This is a genomic window from Natronomonas sp. (genome assembly GCF_047616845.1).
GTDB lineage: Archaea > Halobacteriota > Halobacteria > Halobacteriales > Haloarculaceae > Natronomonas.
Genome location: NZ_JBLGBY010000004.1, coordinates 1 through 24,094 on the forward strand (window position 1 = coordinate 1; position 24,094 = coordinate 24,094).

General features: G+C 65.0%; 29 protein-coding genes. 18 read left to right on the forward strand and 11 right to left on the reverse strand.

Translation table 11 applies throughout. The annotated features are described in order from the left end of the window. Positions 1–213 precede the first annotated feature (213 nt). Entirely contained in the window at positions 214–888 is a 675-nt protein-coding gene (locus tag ACI8UR_RS01430; protein WP_415087475.1) for a helix-turn-helix domain-containing protein, read from the reverse strand. A gap of 109 nt (positions 889–997) precedes the next feature. On the opposite strand from ACI8UR_RS01430, the gene ACI8UR_RS01435 reads away from it, so the two are divergent. Beyond that, on the forward strand, positions 998–1,501 hold the full coding sequence (locus ACI8UR_RS01435; RefSeq protein WP_415087476.1) for a cupin domain-containing protein: 504 nt from the start codon (positions 998–1,000) through the stop codon (positions 1,499–1,501). Positions 1,502–1,582: 81 nt separating this feature from the next. Beyond that, positions 1,583–1,741 (forward strand): hypothetical protein, encoded by a 159-nt coding sequence (locus ACI8UR_RS01440; RefSeq protein ID WP_415087477.1) that lies wholly within the window; start codon positions 1,583–1,585, stop codon positions 1,739–1,741. Here the strand turns inward: ACI8UR_RS01440 and ACI8UR_RS01445 are convergent, their stop codons facing one another. Further along, entirely contained in the window at positions 1,742–2,002 is a 261-nt protein-coding gene (locus ACI8UR_RS01445; protein WP_411716200.1) for a MarR family transcriptional regulator, read from the reverse strand. Positions 2,003–2,113: 111 nt separating this feature from the next. On the opposite strand from ACI8UR_RS01445, the gene ACI8UR_RS01450 reads away from it, so the two are divergent. Further along, positions 2,114–2,368 (forward strand): hypothetical protein, encoded by a 255-nt coding sequence (locus ACI8UR_RS01450; protein WP_411716201.1) that lies wholly within the window; start codon positions 2,114–2,116, stop codon positions 2,366–2,368. Here ACI8UR_RS01450 and ACI8UR_RS01455 read toward each other — a convergent pair. Both ACI8UR_RS01455 and btuC read right to left on the reverse strand, forming a co-directional pair. Then, positions 2,344–3,528 carry a heme ABC transporter ATP-binding protein gene (locus ACI8UR_RS01455; RefSeq protein ID WP_411716202.1) on the reverse strand — a complete coding sequence of 395 codons (1,185 nt, stop codon included), beginning with the start codon at positions 3,526–3,528 and terminating at the stop codon, positions 2,344–2,346. The genes ACI8UR_RS01450 and ACI8UR_RS01455 overlap by 25 nt on opposite strands. After that, the gene (btuC, locus tag ACI8UR_RS01460; RefSeq protein WP_411716203.1) at positions 3,525–4,625 is read right to left on the reverse strand and encodes a vitamin B12 ABC transporter permease BtuC; all 1,101 of its coding nucleotides are present in this window, start codon (positions 4,623–4,625) and stop codon (positions 3,525–3,527) included. The genes ACI8UR_RS01455 and btuC overlap by 4 nt, the downstream gene beginning before the upstream one ends. 59 nt (positions 4,626–4,684) lie before the next feature. On the opposite strand from btuC, the gene ACI8UR_RS01465 reads away from it, so the two are divergent. From ACI8UR_RS01465 to ACI8UR_RS01480, 4 genes are read left to right on the forward strand one after another with little or no spacing between them, the layout of a single operon-like run. Further along, complete coding sequence (locus ACI8UR_RS01465) at positions 4,685–5,710, forward strand: PGF-CTERM-anchored ABC transporter substrate-binding protein (RefSeq protein ID WP_411716204.1); 1,026 nt, start codon at positions 4,685–4,687, stop codon at positions 5,708–5,710. Positions 5,711–5,766: 56 nt separating this feature from the next. Next, positions 5,767–6,045, forward strand: coding sequence for a signal recognition particle subunit SRP19 (srp19, locus tag ACI8UR_RS01470; RefSeq protein WP_411716205.1), 279 nt, complete (start codon positions 5,767–5,769; stop codon positions 6,043–6,045). Next, on the forward strand, positions 6,042–6,269 hold the full coding sequence (locus ACI8UR_RS01475; RefSeq protein WP_411716206.1) for an H/ACA ribonucleoprotein complex subunit GAR1: 228 nt from the start codon (positions 6,042–6,044) through the stop codon (positions 6,267–6,269). Before srp19 ends, ACI8UR_RS01475 begins: the two co-directional genes overlap by 4 nt. Positions 6,270–6,308: 39 nt before the next feature. Then, on the forward strand, positions 6,309–7,313 hold the full coding sequence (locus ACI8UR_RS01480) for a presenilin family intramembrane aspartyl protease PSH (RefSeq protein WP_415087478.1): 1,005 nt from the start codon (positions 6,309–6,311) through the stop codon (positions 7,311–7,313). Between the two features lie 150 nt (positions 7,314–7,463). Here ACI8UR_RS01480 and ACI8UR_RS01485 read toward each other — a convergent pair whose 3' ends face one another. Both ACI8UR_RS01485 and ACI8UR_RS01490 read right to left on the reverse strand, forming a co-directional pair. Further along, positions 7,464–8,462, reverse strand: a complete 999-nt coding sequence (locus ACI8UR_RS01485; protein ID WP_411716422.1) for an ornithine cyclodeaminase family protein — start codon at positions 8,460–8,462, stop codon at positions 7,464–7,466. 48 nt (positions 8,463–8,510) lie between these two features. Then, complete coding sequence (locus ACI8UR_RS01490) at positions 8,511–8,735, reverse strand: hypothetical protein (RefSeq protein ID WP_411716421.1); 225 nt, start codon at positions 8,733–8,735, stop codon at positions 8,511–8,513. A 306-nt stretch (positions 8,736–9,041) separates the two neighbouring features. On the opposite strand from ACI8UR_RS01490, the gene ACI8UR_RS01495 reads away from it, so the two are divergent. Together ACI8UR_RS01495 and ACI8UR_RS01500 are read left to right on the forward strand one after the other, a co-directional pair. Further along, entirely contained in the window at positions 9,042–10,331 is a 1,290-nt protein-coding gene (locus ACI8UR_RS01495; protein ID WP_415087479.1) for an OFA family MFS transporter, read from the forward strand. Between the two features lie 40 nt (positions 10,332–10,371). After that, on the forward strand, positions 10,372–10,785 hold the full coding sequence (locus ACI8UR_RS01500) for a DUF3054 domain-containing protein (RefSeq protein WP_415087480.1): 414 nt from the start codon (positions 10,372–10,374) through the stop codon (positions 10,783–10,785). Positions 10,786–10,797: 12 nt separating this feature from the next. Here ACI8UR_RS01500 and ACI8UR_RS01505 read toward each other — a convergent pair whose 3' ends face one another. Beyond that, entirely contained in the window at positions 10,798–11,355 is a 558-nt protein-coding gene (locus tag ACI8UR_RS01505; protein ID WP_411716322.1) for a class I SAM-dependent methyltransferase, read from the reverse strand. Between the two features lie 50 nt (positions 11,356–11,405). Here ACI8UR_RS01505 and ACI8UR_RS01510 point away from each other — a divergent pair, with 50 nt between their 5' ends. Further along, positions 11,406–11,966, forward strand: a complete 561-nt coding sequence (locus tag ACI8UR_RS01510) for a GNAT family N-acetyltransferase (protein ID WP_411716321.1) — start codon at positions 11,406–11,408, stop codon at positions 11,964–11,966. 45 nt (positions 11,967–12,011) lie between these two features. Then, entirely contained in the window at positions 12,012–12,995 is a 984-nt protein-coding gene (gene fen, locus ACI8UR_RS01515) for a flap endonuclease-1 (RefSeq protein ID WP_411716320.1), read from the forward strand. Position 12,996: 1 nt separating this feature from the next. Here fen and ACI8UR_RS01520 read toward each other — a convergent pair whose 3' ends face one another. After that, positions 12,997–14,139, reverse strand: a complete 1,143-nt coding sequence (locus ACI8UR_RS01520; RefSeq protein ID WP_415087481.1) for a tRNA sulfurtransferase — start codon at positions 14,137–14,139, stop codon at positions 12,997–12,999. Positions 14,140–14,220: 81 nt separating this feature from the next. Here ACI8UR_RS01520 and ACI8UR_RS01525 point away from each other — a divergent pair, with 81 nt between their 5' ends. The 4 genes from ACI8UR_RS01525 to gatE all read left to right on the forward strand — a co-directional run bounded on the left by ACI8UR_RS01525 (position 14,221) and on the right by gatE (position 18,530). Continuing rightward, positions 14,221–14,457 (forward strand): BolA family protein, encoded by a 237-nt coding sequence (locus tag ACI8UR_RS01525; protein WP_411716268.1) that lies wholly within the window; start codon positions 14,221–14,223, stop codon positions 14,455–14,457. Positions 14,458–14,510: 53 nt separating this feature from the next. Further along, positions 14,511–15,920: a class II fumarate hydratase gene (locus ACI8UR_RS01530; RefSeq protein ID WP_411716269.1), complete on the forward strand. Its 1,410-nt coding sequence runs from the start codon at positions 14,511–14,513 to the stop codon at positions 15,918–15,920. Between the two features lie 97 nt (positions 15,921–16,017). Further along, positions 16,018–16,506 carry a PadR family transcriptional regulator gene (locus tag ACI8UR_RS01535; protein WP_411716270.1) on the forward strand — a complete coding sequence of 163 codons (489 nt, stop codon included), beginning with the start codon at positions 16,018–16,020 and terminating at the stop codon, positions 16,504–16,506. Positions 16,507–16,577: 71 nt separating this feature from the next. Further along, positions 16,578–18,530 (forward strand): Glu-tRNA(Gln) amidotransferase subunit GatE, encoded by a 1,953-nt coding sequence (gene gatE, locus ACI8UR_RS01540; RefSeq protein WP_415087482.1) that lies wholly within the window; start codon positions 16,578–16,580, stop codon positions 18,528–18,530. 82 nt (positions 18,531–18,612) lie between these two features. Here the strand turns inward: gatE and ACI8UR_RS01545 are convergent, their stop codons facing one another. Both ACI8UR_RS01545 and ACI8UR_RS01550 read right to left on the reverse strand, forming a co-directional pair. Then, complete coding sequence (locus tag ACI8UR_RS01545; RefSeq protein ID WP_411714196.1) at positions 18,613–19,362, reverse strand: RNA methyltransferase; 750 nt, start codon at positions 19,360–19,362, stop codon at positions 18,613–18,615. Continuing rightward, complete coding sequence (locus tag ACI8UR_RS01550) at positions 19,359–19,874, reverse strand: hypothetical protein (protein WP_411714195.1); 516 nt, start codon at positions 19,872–19,874, stop codon at positions 19,359–19,361. Before ACI8UR_RS01550 ends, ACI8UR_RS01545 begins: the two co-directional genes overlap by 4 nt. Positions 19,875–19,976: 102 nt before the next feature. On the opposite strand from ACI8UR_RS01550, the gene folP reads away from it, so the two are divergent. From folP to ACI8UR_RS01565, 3 genes are all read left to right on the forward strand, one after another. Then, positions 19,977–21,155: a dihydropteroate synthase gene (folP, locus tag ACI8UR_RS01555; RefSeq protein WP_411714194.1), complete on the forward strand. Its 1,179-nt coding sequence runs from the start codon at positions 19,977–19,979 to the stop codon at positions 21,153–21,155. 145 nt (positions 21,156–21,300) lie between these two features. Beyond that, the gene (locus ACI8UR_RS01560) at positions 21,301–21,987 is read left to right on the forward strand and encodes a 6-hydroxymethylpterin diphosphokinase MptE-like protein (RefSeq protein ID WP_411714193.1); all 687 of its coding nucleotides are present in this window, start codon (positions 21,301–21,303) and stop codon (positions 21,985–21,987) included. A gap of 41 nt (positions 21,988–22,028) precedes the next feature. Continuing rightward, positions 22,029–22,985 carry an MBL fold metallo-hydrolase gene (locus ACI8UR_RS01565; RefSeq protein WP_411714192.1) on the forward strand — a complete coding sequence of 319 codons (957 nt, stop codon included), beginning with the start codon at positions 22,029–22,031 and terminating at the stop codon, positions 22,983–22,985. Here ACI8UR_RS01565 and ACI8UR_RS01570 read toward each other — a convergent pair. Continuing rightward, positions 22,982–23,953 (reverse strand): quinone oxidoreductase family protein, encoded by a 972-nt coding sequence (locus tag ACI8UR_RS01570; RefSeq protein ID WP_411714198.1) that lies wholly within the window; start codon positions 23,951–23,953, stop codon positions 22,982–22,984. The two genes, ACI8UR_RS01565 and ACI8UR_RS01570, sit on opposite strands and share 4 nt — an antisense overlap. Positions 23,954–24,094 lie beyond the last annotated feature (141 nt).

Below are 24,094 nucleotides of genomic sequence, written 5' to 3' on the forward strand. Positions count from 1 at the left end.
CCCTCCACCGGCTTCGTATCTTCCTTTTCACATTTCGTCCGACGCCCCCGACGCTGCGTCCGGCCACGCGTTCGTTTTCTACACTGCCGAAAACGGCTTGAAACGGGACTGCAGTTACACAAGGGCTGATACAGACATACAACGAACTGCAATCAGTGGGTTCGTGATAGTGGAGTTTCCTGACTGCTATTTTTGGCGCAGACAAAGCGATCTTCAGCCTTCGGCACCCGTCGACCGGAGCAGCGCGGACAGCATCTTCGATTCGGCCTTTCTGAGGTGTTCGTCGATGGTCGAGGGTGCACATTCGAGCGCGTCGGCGAGCTCGCTTTGGTTCACCTGCCGGGGGATGTCGTAGTATCCCCTCTCGACAGCGGTTTCGAACACTTCGCGCTGCCGTTCGGTCAGCATCGACAGCATGTCGCGCGTCCCCGGCGAGTATTGGCCGACCTGCTGGATCGAGATGTTGATATCGTCGGGAACGGCCATCAGAGCCTCTCGAAGCATGTCGTGGGTGCCGACAATAGTGGCGAGGATGCCGCCGCGGTCGGTGAACTCGATCGGCGTGTCGATGATGAGCGCGAACTCATAACAAAGCGCCATCAGCGTCCCGGCCGGCTCGCCAGGCAGAACGTGTAAGTAGAGGTGGAACGTGTTCTCGGCTTCGACGTCGAGGACGTCGTAGCTGATGACGGCATCGTGGGCGTCGATGGCGTCGATGACGCTGTCGCGGTCGCCGGTGAGGCGGTACAGCAGCACGCCCGTTCCGTCGCCGAAAGAATCGATGTGCAGCAGTGCGTCGCGTTCGACCCCGCTCAACGCGGCTATCTCGGCGTCGACCGGGTGTATCCCGTTGTGTTCCGACGTCAGTACGAGGTCGAAATATCGCATTGGGTGTTCGTACCCCCTGTATCGCCCCGACGGGGGTAATCGTTTGGGTCGGCTCGGAATTTCGTGACCGAACCGGGACACTGTTCATGCTGGGCCGGATGGCTGTGATATGCGAAAAGTTGCCATCGACGAGGTCGATATCGAACTGAGCCCACTCGGCGTGCACAGTGTCCGCCGGCCGGTTTCGGACGCGCTGGGCACCGAACATTTCGCGATGAACTACTTCGAGCTCGAGCCCGGTGAATCGTTCTCCGGGGGCCTCCATACACACCACGACCAGGAGGAGGTCTTCTACGTCCAGTCGGGGGAAGCGACGTTCGAGGTCGCTGACGAACCGGATTCGGGCGCCACCGAGACGGTCAGCGTCGGCGCCGGTGAGGTCATTCGCTTCCCGCCCGGACAGTATCAGGAAGGGTCGAACGATGCGGACAACGACGAGCCGATCGTCGGTTTCGCCTTCGGCGCGCCCGCGTCGAAACACGACTGGGAGGAAATCGAATCGGTGCTTCACTGCAGCGAGTGCGGCGAGGAGACGGGCCACGGCCTCTCGTTGACTGACGACAACAGCTTCGAGTTCGACTGCAACGAATGTGGCAACGTGTTGTCCTTCTAAGCGACCCGCCGAGACGCTAAGGACGTACTTTTCGGCCGTTAGGGGAAAGGTATTTGTGGGTAGGTATTGGCCGTGTTACATATGCCACACTGTCGCAACTGCGAGTCGTTCGTGACGGAGAACTACGTCCGTGTTTTCGCGCCGCAGGAGATGTCGACCGTCCGTGTGTGCCCGAACTGCGAAGATAAGCTCCGGGACGGCGCAGAGGTACGAGAGGCCCGATCGACGCGACAGAACTAATCAGTCATCGCTGTCTGCGAGAATGGCGGCGGCGTCATCGGTAAGATACTGTTCTCCCCGTTCGGTGACCGCGTAAATTTCTTCGCCAGTGACCGGTTCGACCAGCTCGTGTTTGACCAGCGTGTCGACCCGTCGCTCGACGTAGCCGAGATGCATTCCGAGCCGGTTCGCGATGAGCGGGATGTAATCCGGCGGATGGTCATCGAGATACGACAGGATGCGCTCGTCGGCGGGGTGCGTCCAGTCGGGGCTGGTGGCCATCGGAATACTCCCTCCGTTCGGGTTAGTGAGTTGTGGTAACACATAACACTACCGGTCGGCGGAACCAACCGCCAACAAAACTGGTAGGTATCTCCACTCCTGACCGCGTGTATGGACGAGTTAGCCACCCTCCGGCCGGTCGACCGCCGACGCGACGCCGCACGCATCGGTGCCGGGCTCTTGGCGTTTGCTGTGACTATCGTCTGGTTCCGGACACAACTGGCCGCGGTGTGGCCGCTCGTGTGGCCGCCGACAGACCCACAAGCGGCGACACTGGCGCTCGTCGTCGCTCTGTCGCTTTTGCTGCCGGTGATGGTCACTGCCAGTCTCGTCGATATCTTCTACGACCGCGTACTCGAGGCGTGAGCCGACTGCTCCTCGGGTTCGAGCGCCGAGAGTAGTTCTCGCTCCGGGATGGTGGTCACGTTCTGGTGGCCATCGACTCCCGCCAGCGCGAACGCTCGTTGGCTCCGTTCTACGAGCGTCGCGTTCGCCTCGTCAAGGGGGGCAGCGACGACCGTCGCGTCCGCGGCTTCGACGAGCGATGCGGCCGCTGCCAGTCGGTTCTCTGGAATGGGCTCGAAGGCGGGCGCCGTCACGATGTCGCTTGCGAGCGCCTGCGCCGTCGGGAGGGCGGCGTCGCCCGCCGGTAACACACCCGCCGTGACTTCGATACCAGCCTCGACCAGTCGGCCGATGACACGGGCCGTTCGCTCGTCGCCGCCGAGGACGTGGACGCGTCGGCCATCCGGTGGAACGTCCGAGAGCGGCGTCACAGTCCGGGTGCCAGTCACCGGATTCGTCGACACCGCGACGCGTACGTCGAAGGCGGATTCGACGGTTTCGGCCGTCAGAACCGATTCGGGGTCGCCGGCCGCGAGTATTCGGCCCCCCGAGAGGACGGCGATGGTGTCACAGAACCGTGCGGCGAGCCCCAGGTCGTGAATAGCCGCAATCATCGCTTTCCCCTCCGCGGCCAGTTCTCGGGCCAGCGACAGCGTCCGTATCTGGTGGTTGATATCGAGACTGGCCGTGGGTTCGTCAAGCAACAGCGCGGGCGTCTCCTGTGCCAGCGCCCGCGCGATGACGACGCGCTGGCGCTCACCACCACTCAACGAATCTACCGACCGATCGGCGAACCGTGCCGTGTCGGTGCGTTCGAGCGCCGCCCGGACGGCTTCGCGGTCGGCGCTGTCGCTCGGCTCGAACCGGCCGCGATGGGGTGTTCGCCCCATCGCGACGACGTCTTCGACGTCGAACTCGAAGGCGAACGCCGTCTCCTGCGGCACCGTCGCGACGCGGCTACCGAGCGCCTTGGCCGAAAGCGTCGCCACGTCTTCGCCGGCGACGGTTACGCGGCCGGTATCGGGCGTCACCAGCCCGTTACACGTCCGGAGCAGCGTCGTCTTGCCGGCCCCGTTCGGCCCCACGAGTGCGAGAAACTCGCCTTTCTCGACATCGAGCGTGGCGTCTTCGAGAACCGTCGTGCCGCCGAGTTCGACGCCAACGCCGTCGACGTGTATCACAGCGCGTGCACCTCCCGCCGCCGCAGTAAGAACAGGAAGAACGGCGCTCCGAGCGCCGCGGTGACGATTCCGACCGGCATCTCACCGGGGCCCATCCGGGCGACAGTATCCGTCGCGACGAGGAAGATCGCGCCCGCGAGCGCACTCGTCGGCAGCAAAATTCGATGGTCGGGCCCGACGAGCAGCCGCATCACGTGCGGGACGATGAGGCCGACGAACCCGATAACGCCGGAGACGGCGACTGCGGCCGCTGTGACGATGCTCGACGCCGCGAGGAGAACGCGCTTCGTGTGCTCAACGTCGATACCGAGCGTGTGAGCGTCTTCCTCGCCAAGCAGCAGGACGTTCAAATCCCGGGCATACGCCAACAACAGCACAAAGAACACGACGACGACCGGCAGCGCGAGACGGATGCGACCCCACGTGCTCTGCTGGAGGTGCCCCATCAGCCAGTAGATGGCTTCCTCGAGGCCATCGCCAGCGTGCAACAGCATATACGAGATGACCGCACCCAGGAACGTCTGGATGGCGACACCCGCGAGCAACAGCGTCGCAACGGGCGTCCGGTCGCCGTCGGTGGCGATGAGGTACACGCCGAAGCCGGCCACCAGTGCACCCAGGAACGCCGCCACGGAGAGCCCCCACCCCGAGAGGGCGGCCGAGAGCGGTGTCGGGAGCACGCCGAATACGACCCCGACCGGGAGCGCGGCGCCGAACACGAGATACGCGACTGCGCCGGTCGCCGCACCGGTCGAGACGCCGATGATGGAGGGGTCAGCCATCGGATTGCGGAAGAACCCCTGCATCACCGTTCCGGCAAGCGCGAGGGCGAAGCCGACGATTGCGCCGAGGAGAATCCGGGGGAGCCGTAACTGTCGGATGATAAGCCCGGTTTTCGGTGCGACGTCGAAGGCGAACGGCTGTGTCCAGGAGACACCCGAGGCGGCGACAGCTGGCACCGAAACGCCGTTGAGGATGACGTACGCGGCGGTGAGCGGGCCGATATCGGCGTAGCCGATGGTCGCACTCGTGAGTACGGTGGCGACGAGCAGGCCGCTCAGGCCGCCCACCCACGCCATCGTCCGCCGAAGAACCATACGTGAAACCAGGATTGCTTTAGTCAAATACTTATTGTCCTCGTTTCTCTGTACGGAGGATGACAAAACGCTACGCAACCGTGGCACTGGCTGTGTTGCTCTTCGTTTCGCTCGCTGCGACCGCGCCGGTCGCGGCCGCGAGTGCGAGCACGTCGGCCACCCAGACCGATTGCACGTTCCCGTTCACGACCGAGGACGCGACCGGACAGAACGTGACCGTCGAGGAGCGCCCCGACAGCATCGTCGTCCTCCAGCCGAGTGCAGCCCAGACCGTCTGGGAGCTCGGCGCCCAGGATCGCGTCGTCGGCGCGCCGGTGAACCCGTTCACCGCGTATCTCGACGGCATCGAATCGAAAGAGCCCGCCCTCAACGACGACCAGTTCAGCGTGAACCAGGAGGCCGTCGTCAATCTCAGCGCCGATATCGTGCTCGCGCCGAACGTCGTCCCTGACGAGACGGTGAACAGCCTGCGAGAAGCCAACCAGACCGTGTTCAAATTCGGCTTCGGCACCTCGCTGCAGTTCATCGCAGACAAGACCGCGCTGACTGGCCGTCTCATCGGCAGCTGTGACGCCGCCGAGGCGACGAACGAGGAGTACTGGAACCGCATCGATGCCGTCCGGAACCAGACCGGCGAGTACGAATCACCGCGTGCGATGTACTTCACTGACAACTTCACGGCCGGCTCCGGGACGTTCATCAACGAGCTCATCACGACCGCCGGCGGCACGAACGTGCCCGCCGAAAACGGCGTCCAGAGCTACCAGGCCATCAACGACGAGGCGCTCGTCGAGTGGAATCCCGAGGTCATCATCGTCTCGAGCGGAACGGGCGGCGTTCCGAACACGGCGGCCTACGAGTCGACGTTCGCCGTCCAGAACGACCAGGTCGTCGCGGTGAACGGTAACTACATCAGCCAGCCAGGCCCGCGAATCGCGCTCGCCCTCGAAGATATCGCCGCGGCGTTCGCCGACGCCGAACTCGAATCCGAGAAGACAGCCACTGAGGACGACGGTGCCGGGTTCGGCCCTGCCGTCGCTATCAGCGCGTTACTCGGCGCTGCACTGCTCGCCCGCCGCCTGTAACCCGGCGTTCGTCCCGCAACCGCCCTCTTTTTACCCCGCCGTCGCCCACGCTCGATATGGTCGAGAACGTCATCTGGCCCGCCTATCTCGACGCCAACTGCTCCCGCAGCGAGGGGCGACGCGTCCCCGACGACCTCGCTGTGCCGGAGCCCACCGTCGACGAGATCGCAAGTGCGGTACAGCAGGTCGGCTACGACGCCGTCATCGAGCGCGACAAGACGTATCCCCGCGAGTACGAACCACGGGGGCGCGTCCTCGTGAAAGGCGCCGACGATGCGACAAAATCCGACCTGCTGGGTGCCGTCGCCGCGTACGTCTCGGCCCTCCGAGAATGAAGCGCATCGGCGAGGTCGTCCGCACGGCACAGGGGCTTGCTGTCATCCGGTGTCCCGGCGAGGAACATCCCGATGTCGGCGCCGAAGTCGTCGACCAGAACCTCGACACCATCGGCCGCGTCGTCGACGTTTTCGGGCCCGTCGACCGTCCGTACGTAGCCGTCTCGCCCGACGAGGGTGTCTCCCTCCCATCGCTGCTCGGCGAGAAGCTGTACGCCGACTGAGACCGCAACGCCCAAACGACTCCCCGCGGACGATAGGCTATGAAGCGGGCCTACGTCGCTGTCGCCGCCACTGTCGGGCTTTTTCTACTGGTACAACTCGGTGCGCTTGCCCTGGTCGAGCCGTTCATGGAAGCGGGCTATCAGACCGTCGAAGACCCCGCTGACCCCACCAACAGCCTGCTGTATATCGGCGCGATTCTCATCGCGACGGTCGTGATGCTCGCCGCGATCAAACTCGGCGTCGACGAGCTGCTGCAGGGGCTCATCATCTTTGCGTCCGTGTTCATCGCGTTCTACGTCTTCTCGGTCGTCGTGCCGGCGGTCATCACCATCGCGAACGTCAACGCCCTCGCCGTCGGCTTCGCGCTCCTGCTCGGCGTGGGGCTGCTCGCCTATCCTGAGTGGTACGTCATCGACACCGCCGGTATCGTGATGGGAGCCGGCGCTGCAGGCCTGTTCGGCATCAGTTTCGGGTTGCTGCCTGCACTCGTCCTGCTCGTCATCCTCGCCGTGTACGACGCCATCTCGGTGTACGGCACCGAACACATGCTCACGCTGGCCTCGGGCGTGATGAGTCTCCGTCTGCCCGTCGTCCTCGTCGTCCCACTCTCGCTGTCGTACTCCTTCCTCGAAGAGGAGGGCCCGGAGACCATCGAAGATGAATCGGCCGAGGAGGCCGAAACCGAAGGTGAAGATGATGATGAGGAGGAGGAGACGCCCCCCGACGCACTCGACCGCGATGCGTTCTTCATCGGGCTCGGCGACGCCGTTATCCCGACGATTCTCGTCGCTTCGGCCGCGTTCTTCAGGCCAGGGAATACTGCACTGCTCGATGTCCCTGGTATCGCGCTCACCGTCCCGGCACTCGGCGCGATGGTCGGGACGCTCCTGGGCCTGCTCGGACTCATGTGGATGGTGCTGAAGGGGCGTGCCCACGCCGGCTTGCCGTTGCTCAACGGCGGTGCAATAGCCGGTTATCTGGTCGGAACCCTCATCGCCGGTGTCGCCATCGCCGAAGCCCTCGGCGTCGCCCCGTATCTGTAGTCGGGACTTATCCCATACCCATTCTGCGTGGCCGGTATGTCGACGGAACGGCTCCCGCCCGCCGAGGCGTTCTATGCCGACGACGGGCAACTCCGGGTGTCGCTCGATGCGAACCTCGATGTCGTTCAAACGGTTCGTGAATCGGCCTGATTATTCGCCGGTCAGGGCTTCGCTGGCCGGCATGAAATCGATGGTTCGGCCGAGGCCCTGCGCTTCGGCCTTCTCGTAGAGCATCATCGCGGCCGCGACGGTCTCGATGCCCGTGCCACCGCTATCGAAGACGGTCACCTCGTCATCGCTCGTCCGGCCCGGTCGTTCGCCTGCGACAACCTCGCCGAGTTCGGCGTGGATGTGGTCGTCGTCGACCACGCCGGCGTCACGGGCAGCGAGGAACGCCCCCGCATCCTGGAAGGCCCGAGCACGGAGGTCGGGCACGTACGTCGACCGGGCGACGGTTTCGGCGTCGATCTCCTGTTTGCCGCGGTCGTACTGCCCCATCGCGGTGACGTGGGCGCCGTCCGGCAGGTCGTCGCTGTGGAAGACAGGATCGGAGGCTTTCGTCGCCGTGATGACCACGTCGGCATCGGAGATGGCGGCGGCAGCGGAATCGGCGGCCGAGACATCCGCATCGAGCCGGGCGTCGAACTCCTCGGCGAAGGACTGCCGGCTCTCGGGTGTCGGCGAGAAAACGGAGACCGTCTCGAAATCCCGAACCGTGGCGGTGGCTTTCAGTTGGCCGCGCGCTTGCGCGCCAGAGCCGATGATTGCACATTTCGTTGCGTCCTCACGGGCGAGGGCGTCGACGCCGATGGCACCGGTAGCGCCGGTCTTGAACGGGTTCATCGATGCCCCGTCGAGTAGTGCCATCATCCGGCCGGATTCGGCGTCGAAAAGCGGGAGCGCAAACTGGGCGTCTTCAGCGCCGAAGCCCGCGGAGTACATGTAGCCGCCCATGGCGCCCACTTCGGGGAGGATGGCGAGATAGCCGGTACACATCCCCGGCGGGTCACCGCTGACGAGTTTGGTTCGTGGTTCTGCCGAGCCGTCGTTGCCGTGGCTCTCGTAGCCAGCACGGACGGCGTCGACGTATTCTTCGGGCGTCGCCAGGTTGGCGAGTTCGTCACTTCGCAGGAACAGGACATCAGTCATGAAACGGCGTTCGCGCGGCAGGGTAAAGTGGCTATGTCTGCCGGCGAGTTATTCGGCGGAGACAACGTCGTTCGAGTTCGGCGCGGCGGCCTCGGCGGGCTGGGGGCCGAGCGGCGCGTTGACGAACATTGCGTGACCCATGAGGCCGATCGAGACGACGGAGGCCAGGGGCACGGCAGTTGATAACGACATTCCCGCGAAGAGGAGCAACGCGGTCAGTCCGGCGAGTGAAAGGGGAATGAGGCCGAGGACGATGTCGTAATAACCTGCCATAATACATTACTTTCTATGAGGGATACTCATATAAGTGTTTTCCAATAAGTACTGATAGAGTATTGACGGGGAATCAGTAGGCATTGAGATGCTCACAGAAATAATTTCTATAACTTATAAAAATATGACGCCGGCCAAATGAGGCGAAGAGGGTCTCTAAAAGCCATTCTACGATATCGGAACAGAAGGATTGCTAACCTCTGGATAACAGAAGCAGGATTCGTAGTGTGCATATCGTATGTGGTTGCCGGCTGGCTGATTCTTGAGTCCGGTCGCTTATGCCGCCGCCCCGATAACCGATGGCCGATGAGTGACGATTCCTCGGCCATCGAGTACGCCGACCGAGCGCAGGACGTGCTCGGGTTCTCCCGGTGGTGGCAGATCGTCGCCGCCGCAGGCATGATGGCGGCCGTCAGTCCGTATCAGTACGTCTGGTCGTCTATCGAAGGGCCGCTCGCCGAACGCCTTGATATCGCGCTGCCAGCACTCGGCGCGGTCTTCTCTTTTTACGTCGTCTTCCAGTCGCTCTCACAGTTCCCAGCCGGCTGGTGGCGTGACCGCCGTGGCCCCGGCGTGCTCACCTTCCTTGCCGCACTCCTCGCTGGGGGCGGCTACATCGGCCTCGCGTACGCGACTGAACTCTGGCAGTTGTACGTCCTCTACTCGCTCGGCTCTATCGGCGTCGGCATCATCTACACCATCGCGGTCAACACCGCTGTCAAGTGGTTCCCCGACCGAACCGGTCTGACGACCGGTATCGGGACGATGGCCTTTGCTGGCGGTAGCGCCCTCGTCGTGCCCTACGTCCGGGCGAACGCGACCGTCGCAGCCTACGCCGACGTCCTCCGGAACGTCGGTATCGCAATCCTCGCCATCCTTCTTGTCGGCTCCGTGCTCCTTCGTGACCCACCAGACGACTGGCTCGGTATCGACGAGGACACCGACACCGACTCGCTCGCAGCGTCCGTCCGCGGCCGTGCGTACACGACGCGTGAGATGCTCAAAACCTGGCAGTTCTGGCTGCTGTATGCGATGTTCATCGCCGCTGCTGGCGCCGACCTCATCGTCATCGCGAACATCGTCCGCTTCGCCGAACACGTCGGCTTCGCGGCCATCATCGCGACCATCGCCGCGACGCTCCTGCCACTGGCCGCGGGCGTCTCACGCATGATTCTCGGCGAGGTCTCGGACCGCTTCCCCCGCAAGCGGGTGATGGCCGTTTCCTTCGTCCTCGCTGGGATTTTCCGCTTTGCGCTCATCGGCGCGGGACAGATCAGCGCCGACTTCGTGTTCGTCCTCATGGTGCTCCTGGCGATGTTCTTCTCCTCGCCGCTGTACGTCTACTTCCCCTCTCTCATGGCGGATTACTACGGCTCTGAAAACTCTTCGAGCAACTACGCCGTCCTCTACACTGCGAAGGTCGGCGGCGGCGTCTTCGCCGGGACGGCAGCGGGCTATCTCGTCGCGACACTCGGCTGGATTCCGACGTTCGCCATCGGTGGCGGGCTCGCCGTCGCAGCGGGGCTGGCAGCACTCGTGCTCCGACCGCCCGCCGGCTCCGGACTGGAAGCCGACGCCGCGGTGGCCGCCGACTGAATCCGCAAGGACTTGAAGGGACGCCGTCGAACTCCCGACCATGTCAACTCAGTCGTTCATGGAACAGCGACTCGATGCGAGCACCTGGCCCATCGCAGTCGGTGACATCATTGCACTACTGGCGTTCCTTCTGGCCGGAACGCTCCAGCATTCGACGATCACCGAGATTCAGATGAATCCCGAAATATACCTCTTCGCCGCTGGCCCGTTCATCCTCGGATGGCTCATCGCCGCGCCGCTCATCGGCGCGTACTCGCCCGGCGGTGGGTCGGCGGCGAACTCCTCGATACCGCTCGCTATCCGGTCGTGGGTGCCCGCAGCCATCATCGGCCTCGTCGTCCGCGTCGTTGCCGTCCCGGAACGTGGGTTCGCGCCCGTGTTCGCAGGCATCATGCTTGTCGGCGGCGCTGTCGTCCTTTCGGTGTGGCGCTACCTCTACTTCCAGCTTCGATAACCGAACCGACTCCTATTCTTTGACGCCCGCAAGAAGCATGCTGAACCCGTATTCGACGGGGCGGGCGTCGAGCCCCGCACGCTCGATTTCCTCCTGTAGCTCCGCGGCGGTGTAGAACCGCGAATCGAAGCCGACGACCCGTTCGGCGAGCGCCAGCGCTCGTCCCCGCCGGGTCGAGCGGTCGAACTCCTGGATGACGAGTACGCCGCCCGGAGCGAGCACGCGGGCGATTTCACCGAGCGCGGCTCCCTGGTCGCTGAAATGATGCAGCGCGTCGACGATGAGCACGGCATCGACGGATTCGTCGGCCAGCGGGAGCGCCTCCCCATCGCCCTGCACCGTCTCTAACCCTCTCGCGCGAGCCCGTTCAAGCATCCCACGGGCTGGGTCGACGACTGTCGCGCCGACTTCACGGGCAGCGCGACCCGACCCGCCGCCCACCTCGACGATTCGGTCGATGTCTCTATCGGCACACGCGAGCCCCTTCCGGAGCGCCGTCACGTCGGCCGGCGGCATCAGACGGTCGTACAACGGGGCGAAATAATCGAACGCCCGCACGTCCCAGCGCATACCGGCTTCTCGAGCGCCGAGCATAACACCGTTGTCCCTCTATCGGACGTATGGACGCCGTCCTCCTCGGGTGGCCGCCTGACGGCCCAACCCTCCGGCTTGATTACCGGCGGTTCAGCTACGCCGGGAAGTTCGTGATGTCGAACACGGGGAAGGCCGTGATTCGCGACGAGGCGACCGCCGACGAGGAATCGGAGTACGACGAGGACGTTCTCGCCACGGTCGCGTTCAACTACGACCGCACCGACCCCGACACGCTGTGGCTCCGATACGTGACAGTTCGAAACGACCGACGCGGCGACGGGCTCGGCCCCCGACTCTGTACGTTCGTCACCGACCGAGCGGCGGCCCGCGACGTAGCGCGCGTCCGCATCGCCGTCAACAACCCCTTCGCTTACGAGGCGCTCTATCGTGCCGGCTTCTCGTTCACCGGCGAGACGACGGGCATCGCAGAATTGGTATTGGAGCGGCCAGCCGACTCCCCGGCAACGCGCTCCCAGGAGACGTATCAGGCCGGCCTCGACCGGTATCGAGAGCGCGACCTCACCTCCGAAGAGCGGTCGTTTCTGGAGCGAAAACGCGGGCAAGCGCCGCCCGCTGCCCGCACGTAGCGCCGCCCCGCGGGTTTCAAGCAGCCGCACGGCAAAGGGCCGCCAATGGGAAACGCAGACATTCGGCAGCTGGCGGTCATCGAACCGAAACCGTTTGAGGAGTTGGCCGGCTCCGTCGTCGCCATCGACGCCCACAACTGGCTGTACCGCTATCTCACGACGACGGTCAAGTTCACACGCAGCGAGATGTACACCACCGAAGCGGGCGAAGAGGTCGCCAACCTCATCGGCGTTGTCCAGGGCTTGCCGAAGTTCTTCGAACACGAGATCACGCCAGTCTTCATCTTCGACGGCGGTGTGACCGAACTGAAAGCCGAGGAGGTCGAGGAACGCCGCGAGCAGCGCGAGGCCTACCAGGCAGAGCTCGAGGAGGCCCGCGAATCGGAGGCCGAAGCCGCCGAAATCGCGACGCTTGAGTCCCGCACACAGCGACTCACCGACACCATCCAGGAGACGACGCGTGACCTCTTGGAACTGCTCGACGTGCCGTACATCGAGGCGCCCGCGGAAGGGGAAGCCCAAGCCGCCCACATGACCAGGTACGGCGACGTCGACTACGTCGGGTCGGAGGATTACGATACGCTGTTGCTCGGTGCGCCCCGCACGCTCCGGCAACTGACGAGCAAGGGCGACCCCGAGTGCATGTACTTCGAACGGACGCTTGAGAAACACGACCTCACGTGGGAGGAACTGGTCGACGTCGCCATCCTAATGGGCACCGACTTCAACGACGGCATCTCCGGCATCGGCCCGAAGACGGCGGTGAAACTCATCCACGAACACGGCGACCTCTGGGGTGTGCTGGACGCCCGTGACGAGGCCATCCCGCACGCCGACCGCATCCGGGCGATGTTCCTCGACCCCGACATCACCGACGACTACGAGTACGACACCGACATCGACCCCGACCTCGATGCGGCGAAAGCCTACGTCACTGACGAGTGGGAGATTCCCGCCGAGGAGGTCGAACGCGGCTTCGAGCGCATCGAGGAGTCCGTCGTCCAGACCGGCCTCGACCGCTGGACGTAGCTTACAGGTCGACGCGCGTCGCCGCCCGTCCGTCGGCGTCGGCTCGCTCAAAGAGGTCGTCGGGTTCGACTTTCAGAAGACCCTCCAGCCGCCCTTCGGTTTCGGGCTGTGGCGGGACGAGCCGATTGCAGCCGGCCTCGATTTCGGCTTCCTCGTAGGTACCGAGTCCTCGCGCCCGATTGGTAATTTCTGGCTTGTCGACGGTCAAGAGCGGCCGGTGGACGGGCATATCCACGGCGGCGGTCGTCACCTGGAGATTGCGCGCGGTCTGGCTGGATTTCTGCCCGAGCGCCTCGCCGGTGACGATGCCGGCGGCGTCCTCGATATCCGCGATGGTTTCGGCGACGGCGAAGAAGTACCGCCGAACAGAGAGCATCCGTCCCCGCTCGACGCTCTCGACGAGGTGCCGAATCGTCTCGCCGCCGTCGACGACGTACGGCCGTAGGTCGTGGTTTGGGGCCCGTTCGCCGAGCCGCTCGCAGGCCGCGATGGCACGGGCACGGTGGTCGACACCGCCGTAATCGCCCAAATCGACATAGACGGGCACGACGGGCGCCCCACGTCGCAGGAGTTCGAAGGCCGCCACTGGCGAGTCGATGCCGCCCGAAATCAGGGCGACAAGCGGCGCCTGCGTCCCGACCGGTAGGCCGCCGGGCCCCTCCAGCCGTTCGGCGAAGACGTAGGCCGTGTTCGGCCGAACGTCGGCCTCGAACGTCACGTCCGGGTCGTCGAGGTCGACGCCGGCAGCGACGGCCTCGCCGATTGCGGCGCCGCCCTCACGCTCCAGCTGTGGGCTGGTGAACGGGTGGTCGTCGCGGGCCCGCGACGCGCGCACGGCGTAGGTGTCGAACGAGCGGTCGCGCGCCAGCGCGACCATCGTCTCGTAGATCGCATCGGCGTCGGGGGCAACCTCGCGTGCGGGGCTGGCCGAGACGACGCCAGGGAGGTCGGCGGCGGCCGTGGCTGCCTCGCCGGCGTCGGCTGTCCGGATGATAAGGCGTCCGTCCGTGCGCTCGACGCGACCGGAGATTCCGCGGTCGTCGAGCGCTGCGGCGACGTTCGCCCGGAGCTGCTCTTCCATCCGGCGGCGAACGGAGGGGCTCTTCGTGCCAAGCTCCCCGTAGCGGACGACGACGCTGTTCATACTCCATCGACGGCATCGGCGCGGTAAAGCCGCTCGGTTGGGGACGCTGGCCTTTTATCCGCGGCTGCCTCATCCCCGGATATGACTCCCGAGGAAGTCGAAGCGAAAATCGAAGACGAGATCGAGGCGTGTGACGCGACCGTGCGGCGCGCCCGCGGGAAACACGACGACGACCACTTGGAGGCGACCGTCGTCTCGCCGGCCTTCGAGGGGCTGCCACTCGTCCAGCAGCACGAACTCGTCTACGATGCCCTCGGCGACGCAATGACGACGGATATCCACGCCCTGGAGCTTTCGACCCGGACGCCCGAGGCGTAGCCGAGCGGCCGGTTTTCGATGCGTTTTACGTCCCCCCGCGAGAGGCATCTCGTATGACTGACGACGAGGATTACCGAACCGAACGCGACAGTCTCGGCGAGATGGAAGTGCCTGCAGAAGCGTACTGGGGCGCACAGACCCAGCGCGCACTCGGGAACTTCCCCATCTCCGATATCACCTTCGAGCGGCGGTTCATCCGCGCGCTCGGCATCGTCAAGAAAGCCGCCGCAGAGGCCAACCTCGAACTCGACCTCATCCCTGCGGACAAAGCTGACGCCATCATCGAGGCCGCCGACGAGGTCATCGCCGGCATCCACGACGACCACTTCCCCGTCGACATCTTCCAGACCGGGTCGGGCACCTCCTCGAACATGAACGCGAACGAGGTCATCGCCAACCGCGCGACAGAAATCTACGGCGGCGATGTCGGCACCCGCGAAATCCACCCCAACGACCACGTCAACTACGGCCAGTCCTCGAACGACGTCATCCCGACCGCGATGCACGTCGCCTCCCTCGAAGCCGTCGAAAAGGACGTTATTCCGGCGCTGAAGACGCTCGCCGACGAACTCGAAGCGAAAGAGGAGGCCTTCGATGACGTCGTGAAGACGGGTCGAACCCACCTGCAGGACGCCACGCCCGTCCGCCTCGGCCAGGAGTTCGGCGGCTACCGCACCCAGATTCAGAAGGGCATCAAGCGGGTCGCCTCCACGCGCGAACACCTCGGCGAACTCGCGCTGGGCGGCACCGCCGTCGGCACCGGGCTGAACACGCACCCACAGTTCCCGACGCTCGCCGCGCAGTTCATCTCCAGTGAGACCGGCCTGGAGTTCCAGGAAGCCGACAACCACTTCGAGGCACAGGCGGCCCACGACGCCATGAACGAGGCCCACGGCGCCCTGCGGACGGTCGCGGGCTCGATGAACAAGATTGCGAACGACCTCCGACTGCTCGCCTCCGGCCCCCGGAACGGCCTCGGCGAAATCGAACAGCCCGAAAACCAGCCCGGCAGTTCCATCATGCCCGGCAAGATCAACCCCGTCATCGCGGAATCGGTCAATCAGATGCACAAACAGGTCGTCGGGAACGACGCCGCCGTCTCCGCAGGCGCCGCCCGCGGCGAACTCGACTTGAACCTCTACAAACCCGTTCTCGCGCACAACTTCCTCCAGAGTGCGAAGCTCATCTCGAACGCCGCGGCGGTGTTCGGCGAGCGGTTCGTTGGCAAACTCGAAGCGAACGAACATCACTGCAAGAAGCAGGTCGACCAGTCGATGGCGCTTGCGACGGCGCTCAACCCCGCAATCGGCTACGACAAGGCCTCGAAGGTCGCGAAGAAGGCGCTCGAACAGGACAAGACGGTTCGAGAGGTCGCTGTCGCCGAGGGATATCTCTCCGAGGAGGAAGCCGACGAGGTGCTGAACCCGCGTGCGATGACCGAACGCGTCATCCTCGGCGACTGAGCGCCGATCCCGTTCTACTATATAAATGTACGGTCTGTTATTCGGGCATTGATAACGCTCAATTCGGATTATGTGTATACGGTGTGTTGGATGATGTATGTCGATGGAGACTCCCCTGACCGACGCGACCGACGATGACGCGTCCGTGACCGTTTCGCAGCTGCAGGCCGAACTCGGCGGTTCCGACGAGGAAGCAACGACCGCCGCCTCGGACATCGTCTCCGAGGTGCAAACACAGCTGTTCGGCGACGCCACTTTCACCTTCGAAGAGTCCCACGTCAAATCCTCGCTGGACGAGCTCCTGCTGTCGCTCGTAGGCCTCCGGTCTTCGGACACCCACGGCAAACAGCTCCTGGATGACCTCGCCGGGGAGTTCGACACCGTCCTCAGCCCCGGAACCGTCTACCCCCGACTGCACGAACTCTGTGACGACGAGATTCTCGAACAGCGCGAGCTCGTCCAGACGAAAGAGTACATGCTCGCTGACCGCGACGAAGTCAGAAACGAGATCGCGACTGCTGCTCGACAGCACCTCGCGCTCGGGATGGTGATGCACGCGGCGCTCGAACGCGGCGAGTTCGCCTGAGCCGGCTTCAAGGCATGCGGCCTCCGGCCGGATGGTGTCTTTTTTGACGCTGCCCACCGCAGCGTTGCGTAATGAGCTACGATTACGAGGAACTCGGTCTCGTCGCCGGGCTGGAGATCCACCAGCAGCTCGACACCGAGACCAAGCTCTTCTGTAACTGCCCGACTGAACGGCGAGAGCCCGAGGAATCCGTTCGGTCGTTCGTCCGGTATCTCCACCCGACGAAATCCGAACTCGGCGAACTCGACGAAGCGGCGCTCGAGGAATCCCGCGTCGACCGCGAGTTCGAGTATCTCGCCTATGACACCACCTGCCTCGTCGAGGAGGACGACGAACCGCCCCACCGCCTCGACCAGGAGGCGCTCGACACGACGATGGAAATCGCCTCCTTGCTCGATTGTGAGGTCACCGACCAGGCCCACGTTATGCGGAAAATCGTCGTTGACGGCTCGAACACGTCGGGCTTCCAGCGCTCCTCGCTCGTCGCCACCGACGGCCAAATCGAGACCGACGAGGGGTCGGTCGGCATCGCCGACCTCTTGCTCGAAGAGGAATCTGCCGCCCGCATCGAGGAACACGACGCCGGCGTCACGTACGGCCTCGACCGGCTCGGCATCCCGCTCGTCGAAATCGGCACGAAACCCGACATCCGGTCGCCGGAGCAGGCCCGTGACGCGGCCGAACGAATCGGGATGTTGCTGCGCTCGACCGGGAAGGTCAAACGCGGCCTCGGCACCATCCGACAGGACGTCAACGTCTCCATTAAAGAGGGCGCCCGCGTCGAGATGAAGGGCGTTCAGAGCCTCGACGATATCGACGATATCGTGCGGAACGAGGTCGGCCGACAGGTCGAACTCCTCGACATCGCTGACGAACTGCAGAGCCGCGACGCGGCTGTCGGTGACCCACAGGACGTTAGCGCGGTCTTCGAAGAGAGCGAGGCGCAAAGCGCCTCGAACCGTGCGAGCGGTGACGAACCGCGAGCAGAGAGCGACAGCGGCGTGATCGCGGGCGCGGAGACGGTCACCGCGGTTCGACTCGAAGGATTCGACGGCCTCGTTGGTCGCGAGATTCAACCCGACCGCCGACTCGGCACCGAATTCTCCGACCACGCCAAACGGCATGGCGCAGGCGGCATCTTCCATACTGACGAACTGCCGGCCTACGGCGTCACCGAAGCCGAGGTCGTGGCGCTTCGTGAGGCAGTCGGGGCACGCGAGGCGCGGAGCGCCTCGGACGGTGCGAGCGGTGACGAACCGCGAGCAGGAGACGCCGTGGCGCTCGTCGCCGCCGACACACAGATTGCGGAACAGGCCATCGAGGCCGTCGCTGACCGCGCAGCAGTCGCTATCGAGGATGTCCCCGAAGAGACCCGCGGTGCGAACGAGGACGGCACCTCACGCTACCTCCGGCCGCTTCCGGGCGCCGCACGGATGTACCCCGAGACGGACGTGCCGCCGGTCGAACCTGACTTGACCGATGTTGAACCGCCCGAACTCCTCTCCGAGCGCGTCGACCGGTACCAAGAGGAGTTTGGCCTGGATGCCGGCCTCGCAGAGCAGGTCGCGTACGGCCGCCACATGCCCACCTTCGAGGAAGCGGTCGACCGCGGTATCGACCCGACGACCGCGGCCGGGACGCTCGAATCGACGCGTACGGAACTCCGCCGTGACGGCGTCCCCGTCGAGAAACTCACCGAGGAGCACCTCCTGTCGGTGCTGGAACTCGTCGAGAGCGGCGACCTCGCCACGGAGGGCATCGGGCCCGTGCTGACGGAGCTTGCGGAGGATTCCTCGCTCTCCGCCGAGGCAGCTATCGAGGCGGCCGGTCTTTCCGGCGTCAGCCGCGAGGAGGTTCGGGAAGTCGTCGAAGCGGTCGTCGAACGGAACGCAGCCCAGATCGAAGCGCAGGGGATGGGCGCGTTCTCGGGGCTCATGGGTGAGTGCATGGGCGCGCTCCGCGGGAAAGCCGAAGGGGAGGTCGTCTCCGAACTGTTGCGCGAGGAGATCGGCGAGCGAACCTGAATCATACTGCCGGCTGTATCCGTATCGAGCTATTCGCCACTCCGGTGCGAGAACGTTCGTGCAGAACGTACAGCTGGCAGTATCAGTCGCCGTCGTCGGCCGTGCCGTCCTGAGGAATTTCGCCGGTCGCACGCTTCGCGCCGCGGCGAAGGACGCCTCGCATCGTCCGGGCTTCTCGACCCGTCGGATGCCCGCGGGCGATGAGCCGCCGGAAGAGCCGCTCCGTTTTGCCGATTTTCTCTTCGGGATGGCCCACGTCGTGGAGATAATCGGAGAACGTCTCGTAGAGCCCCTCGATCTCGTGTTCGGCTGCTCGCTCGTGGGGGTCGTCCGGATGCTGTGTCTCGTCGACGGTCAGTTCCCGGAGCTCGTACAGGACGATGGTCGCCGCCTGCGCGAGATTCAGAACGGGGTACTCGCCGCTGGCCGGGATCGAACAGACACGGTCGAGTCGAGCCAGTTCCTCGTTCGTCAGGCCGATGCGCTCCCGGCCGAAGACGATACAGACGTCGGCGTCGAGCCCGCGGAGTTCGTCGGTGAGCTCCTCGGGCCGGATGAACGGATAGCGGACGTGTTTCGTCGCGTCCTCGTTCGTCGTCGCGGTGCAGGCGACCGTATAGAAGTTCTCGACGAGATAGTCGAAGTCGATCTCGGTCGCGTTCGGCAGGACGTCCTCCCGGGCGTGGCCGGCGAATCCGTAGGCCTCGCCCTCGGGGTCGAGCTCCGGCGGGTCGACGAGATACAACTCGGACAGCCCGAAGTTCTTCATCGACCGGGCGATGGTGCCGATGTTGCCGGGCGTCTCTCCGCCGACGACGGCGACCGCGATCATGTCAGATCGGAGTAGTCCATCCCGAGCGCGTCGAGGTCTTCGTCCTCGATATCCTCGAGTGCCTCTTCCAGTTCGGGGACGTCCTCGTCCATGTCGGGTGCGGGCAGTTTGTCGGGGTCGGTGTCGACGTGGTCGACGCCGCCGTATTCTTCCGGCGCGCGGTTGCCCGCAGCGAACCACTCGTGGAATGTGTCCGCGAAGTGGGACTCGCCTTTCTCCAGGCTGCCGCCGTCCTCGCGGAACCAGTAGAGGAAATCCTGTTCGTGTTCCGGACAGAGCAGCACCTCGGAGAGCGGTTCCCCGTAGACGATGCGGGCGACGTTGCAGTCCGCTTTCTTCTCGGTGGTGAGCCAGCAGGCGTCGCAGGGCTCACCGGCGACGACGCGCAGCCGAATGAGCCGTTTGCGCGTCTCCTCGCTCATCTCCTCGAGCGGGCGAATGTCGCCGGTCTCGTCGAACACCTCCTCCTCGTCGAAGCGCCACCCCCGAAGCGCGATTGAGACCTTTCCCATGGGCGGGATTTCGTGACGAGCGCGTATAAGCGCGTCCGTCCGCGCCGGCGACGCGTCTGCCGATACCGGACGCCTTTAGCGGCGCCCACACCTGCTTCGCGTATGCGAACGGTAGATGCTGCGGGCCTCCCCATCGGCGACGAGCATCCGCCCCGAATCATGGGCGTGTTGAACGTCTCGAAGGAATCGCCGTACGACCCGAGTGTCTTCGATAACGCCGGCGAGGCGGCCGCATACGTCGACGAGGAACTCATCGACGAGGGCGCCGACATCGTCGACGTCGGCCTTGAATCGGCGAACAAACGGTACGACGTGCTGTCGCCAGAGGAGGAACTCGAACGGCTGGAGACGGCCGTCGAGACGATGGAATCGACCTCCGGCGACGCCGTCTGGTCGATCGAAACCCGCTATCACGAGGTCGCAGAAGCCGCACTCGACGCCAGCTACGACATGGTCAACGACATCTGTGGCTTTGCCGACCCGGAGATGCCGGCCGTCTGTGCGGAGTACGACATCGCCGTCGCGAAGATGGCTTCCCCGCCCGACCTCGAACGACCTGGTGCCGTCGAGGACGTCGACTGGGCGGCGCGACGCGCCGCCAGTCCGAAGCGTAGCCGCAGCTACGCGGATGACATCTACGACGCGCTCGAACTGAACGGATTCACGGACAAGACCATCCTCGACCCCGCCTTCGGCGGCTGGTCTGAGGAGAAGACGACCGCCGACGATCGCGAAACGTTCGATCGCCTGCGAGAGTTCCGCGGCTACGGTCGCCCCCTTCTCGTCTCCATCAACCGCAAGAACTTCCTCCGAGAGGTCGCCGGCCGAGACACAGAGGAGGCGCTGCCCGTCTCCCTCGCCGCGACCTCGATGGCCGTCGAACGCGGCGCCCACATCGTCCGCACCCACGACGTCGCGGAAACGCGGGACGCCGCCCTCATCGGTCACGAATTCAGCCGTGACCGGGTTCGCGACCCCGAGATGGGCGTCGAAGAGCTCGATGTTACGACCGACGGGGAGTTCGCTCGACACCTCCATCGGGTGACGGCCAGCGACGAGCAGCCGTCGGTCGTGACACACGCCGTCGAGTTCGACCTCCAGAGGGAAACCGAGGATTACATCGCCCGAAGCGCCAAATTAGAGGGTATCCGCGCCTATCAGGGCAGCTCGTTGCTGGTGGTCGGCACTGCCGCCGAATTCCGGTCACTTCGGGCCGCCATTCAGTCGGGGCCAGATGCTGCTCGGCGGGCCGTAGCGCGCGCCTGCGGCGGGCTGGAGTAGTCTGACGAATGGCGGACGCCTGGCACGCGGTACAAGAAAACTTATGCCATCACGGTAGGTATGACGGCTTGGAAGCCCGGAGGGCACACCTGGGTAGGGGTACCTTGGTGACCTCTGGGCCCAGTCTTTCATTCGGGTAGTGGCTATGCAGTACGAACAGTGGCAACCGGCCTACGAGGCGATACTGGCTGATTTCGGCTACGAGCAGGCCGCGGACGAGCGAGCACGCGACGTCCTGGCCGGGCTCATGGCCGATAAGCGACCGCTGGGACTCGACGATATCGCGTTCTCCGGCACCGTCGCCGTCTGTGGAGCCGCCCCCTCCCTCGTCGGTGACCTCGACGTTGCTCGTGGGGCGGACGCGGTCGTCGCCGCCTCGACGGCTGTCGACGTGTTACGCGATGCGGGCGTCGCCGTCGACTGTATGGTGACCGACCTCGACAAGAACCCCGAGACGGCACGAGAGCTGACGGAAGCCGGCACGCCGGTCGCCGCCCATGCTCATGGCGATAACATCGAGGCCGTCCGCGAACAGGTGCCGACGTTCGATGCGACGGCCGTGCTACCGACGACGCAGGCCGAACCGACGCCGTCTGTCGTCAATCCCGGCGGCTTCACCGATGGCGACAGGGCGGCGTTTCTCGCCGACGCCTGCGGCGCCGACCGCCTCGTCTTCCCTGGATGGGCGTTCGACGACCCCTCTGTTGGGGAGGAGAAGGCCCGAAAACTGCTGTGGGCCGAGCGCCTGCTCAGGTGGCTGGAGCGGCGTCGCGACGAGCGATTCGACGTGCTTGATGGCCGACGTGACCGCATCGAGTTGCCGTGGCTGTGACGCCGCACAGTTTATAATCGCCCGCGGCGAAGCGGAGGCGAATGCCCCGTCCGTCGGAACGTGTCGACATCCATCGTATCGAGTTCGAGGTTCCCTGGCCACCGCACACCGCCTACGCGTATTTCCTCCCGACCGAGGAGCCAATACTCATCGACGCCGGTGCGCCGGGCGAGGAGGGCTGGGCAGCGCTCGCGAACGGCCTCGAGGCAGCCGGCTACGCGCCCGAAGACGTCGAGCATCTCCTCATCACCCACCCCCACACTGACCACGACGGGCAGGTCTCGTCGCTGGTCGACGCCGCCGACCCAACCGTGTATGCGCCCGAGGGCATCCGCGACCGCCTGTCACGCGACCCGGACGACCTCGCCTCGGTCGTCCGGCGAAACGCAGCCGCCGCCGGCGTCCCCGACCCCGAATCGGCAGTCGAACGGGCCGTCGACTCCCTCCGTCGCAATCGGTCGTGCCTCCCGCCGGAGGACATCGACGTTGATGTCGCCTTCGGCGACCCGCTCGACGCCGGCGCTATCACGTTCACACCGATTCATGTTCCGGGCCATCAGGCCAATCAGGCCGCGTTCCTCGCCGATGGCGACCTCTTCGCCGGTGACACCCTCATCGAACCGTTCCGCCCTGCGGCGCTGCATGTCGGGTTCGACCGCGGCTACGAGGAGTGCATCGACGCGTTCTACGACGGCCTCGACCGCCTCGCAACCCACGACATCGACCGCGTGTATCCCGGCCACGGCCCGGTTTTCGAGGACGCCGGCGGCGCTATCGAGCAGGCTCGCAATGACCTCGATTCCCTCGTCGCGTCGTGTCGGCGGACGCTCTCGGAACTCGGCCGTGCGACGGCCTACGAGGTGACCGAAACGCGCATCGACGACCCGCGGCGCATGGAGTTCTCCGTCTTCGAGACGGTCGGGTCGCTTGCACGGCTCGAACGGCGTGGAGAAACAGTGTCGACAGCGAAAAACGGCGTCCGAACCTATCGCAGTTAGGGGACGAGCACGACCTTGCCGCTGGATTTCCGCGCCTCGATGAACTCGTGAGCGTCGGCGGCTTCCTCCAAGCCGAAGGTGTGGCCGACCTGAACCTCGAGCGTGCCGTCACCGAGCAACTGCGTCAGCTCGGGCACGGCACCCATCACCTTCATCGGCTTCTCCTGAATCGCGCGGCCAAGGTGGTAGCCGATGACGCGCTGATTACCGAAGAGGAGGTCGGCGGTGTTCGGGCGACCGGGTTCGCCGGCGGCGGCGCCGAACGAGACCATCCGGCCGAAGGAGGTGAGCGCATCAAGGCTCTCGTCGGATGTCTCCCCGCCGATGCCGTCGAGGACGAGGTCGACGCCGTCGCCGGTGGTAATCTCGTTGACCCGCTCGACGAAATCCTCCTCGGTGTACTGGATGCGGTGATCCATGCCGAGCCCCTCGGCCATCGAGAGCTTCTCGTCGGTCGAGGCGGTGCCGATGATCTCCGCCCCTGCCTCGTCGGCCAGCTGGACGGCTGCACTGCCGACGCCGCCCGCCGCAGCGTGAATCAGCACGGTTTCGCCTTCTTCGAGGCCACCCCATTCGTGGAGGCAGTTGTGGGCGGTGAGCCACTGGACGGGGAAGCCGGCGGCCTCCTCGAAGCTCAGCTCGCCGGGAATGTCGAGCAGCCCGCGGGCGTCGGCGACCGCGTATTCGGCGTAGCCGCCGCCGTTGACGAGCGAGACGACCGCTTCGCCCGGCTCGCGGCCGACGCCGTCGCCGACCGCGTCGATGACGCCCGCGACCTCCATGCCGGGGACGTACGGCGGCTCGGGGCCGCCCTGATAGTGGCCGCGGCGCTGCATGATGTCGGCGAAGTTGATGCCGGCGGCGCGCACCTCGATGCGCACCTGGCCCTCGCCGGGTTCTGGTTTCTCCGTGTCCGTTACCTCGATTCCGTCGGTGCCACCGAACTCGGTGACTTCGGCTGCTCGCATCGGCATACCACCACATGCGGGGTCATGCCTTATCAATGTTAATTAAAGGGCGGTAAATTAAACAAAACTGTTAATCTTCCATCGGTAGCTGCACGAGTTCGACCCGGAATCGGACTGCACCCACTATCCTCACGGGGGTAA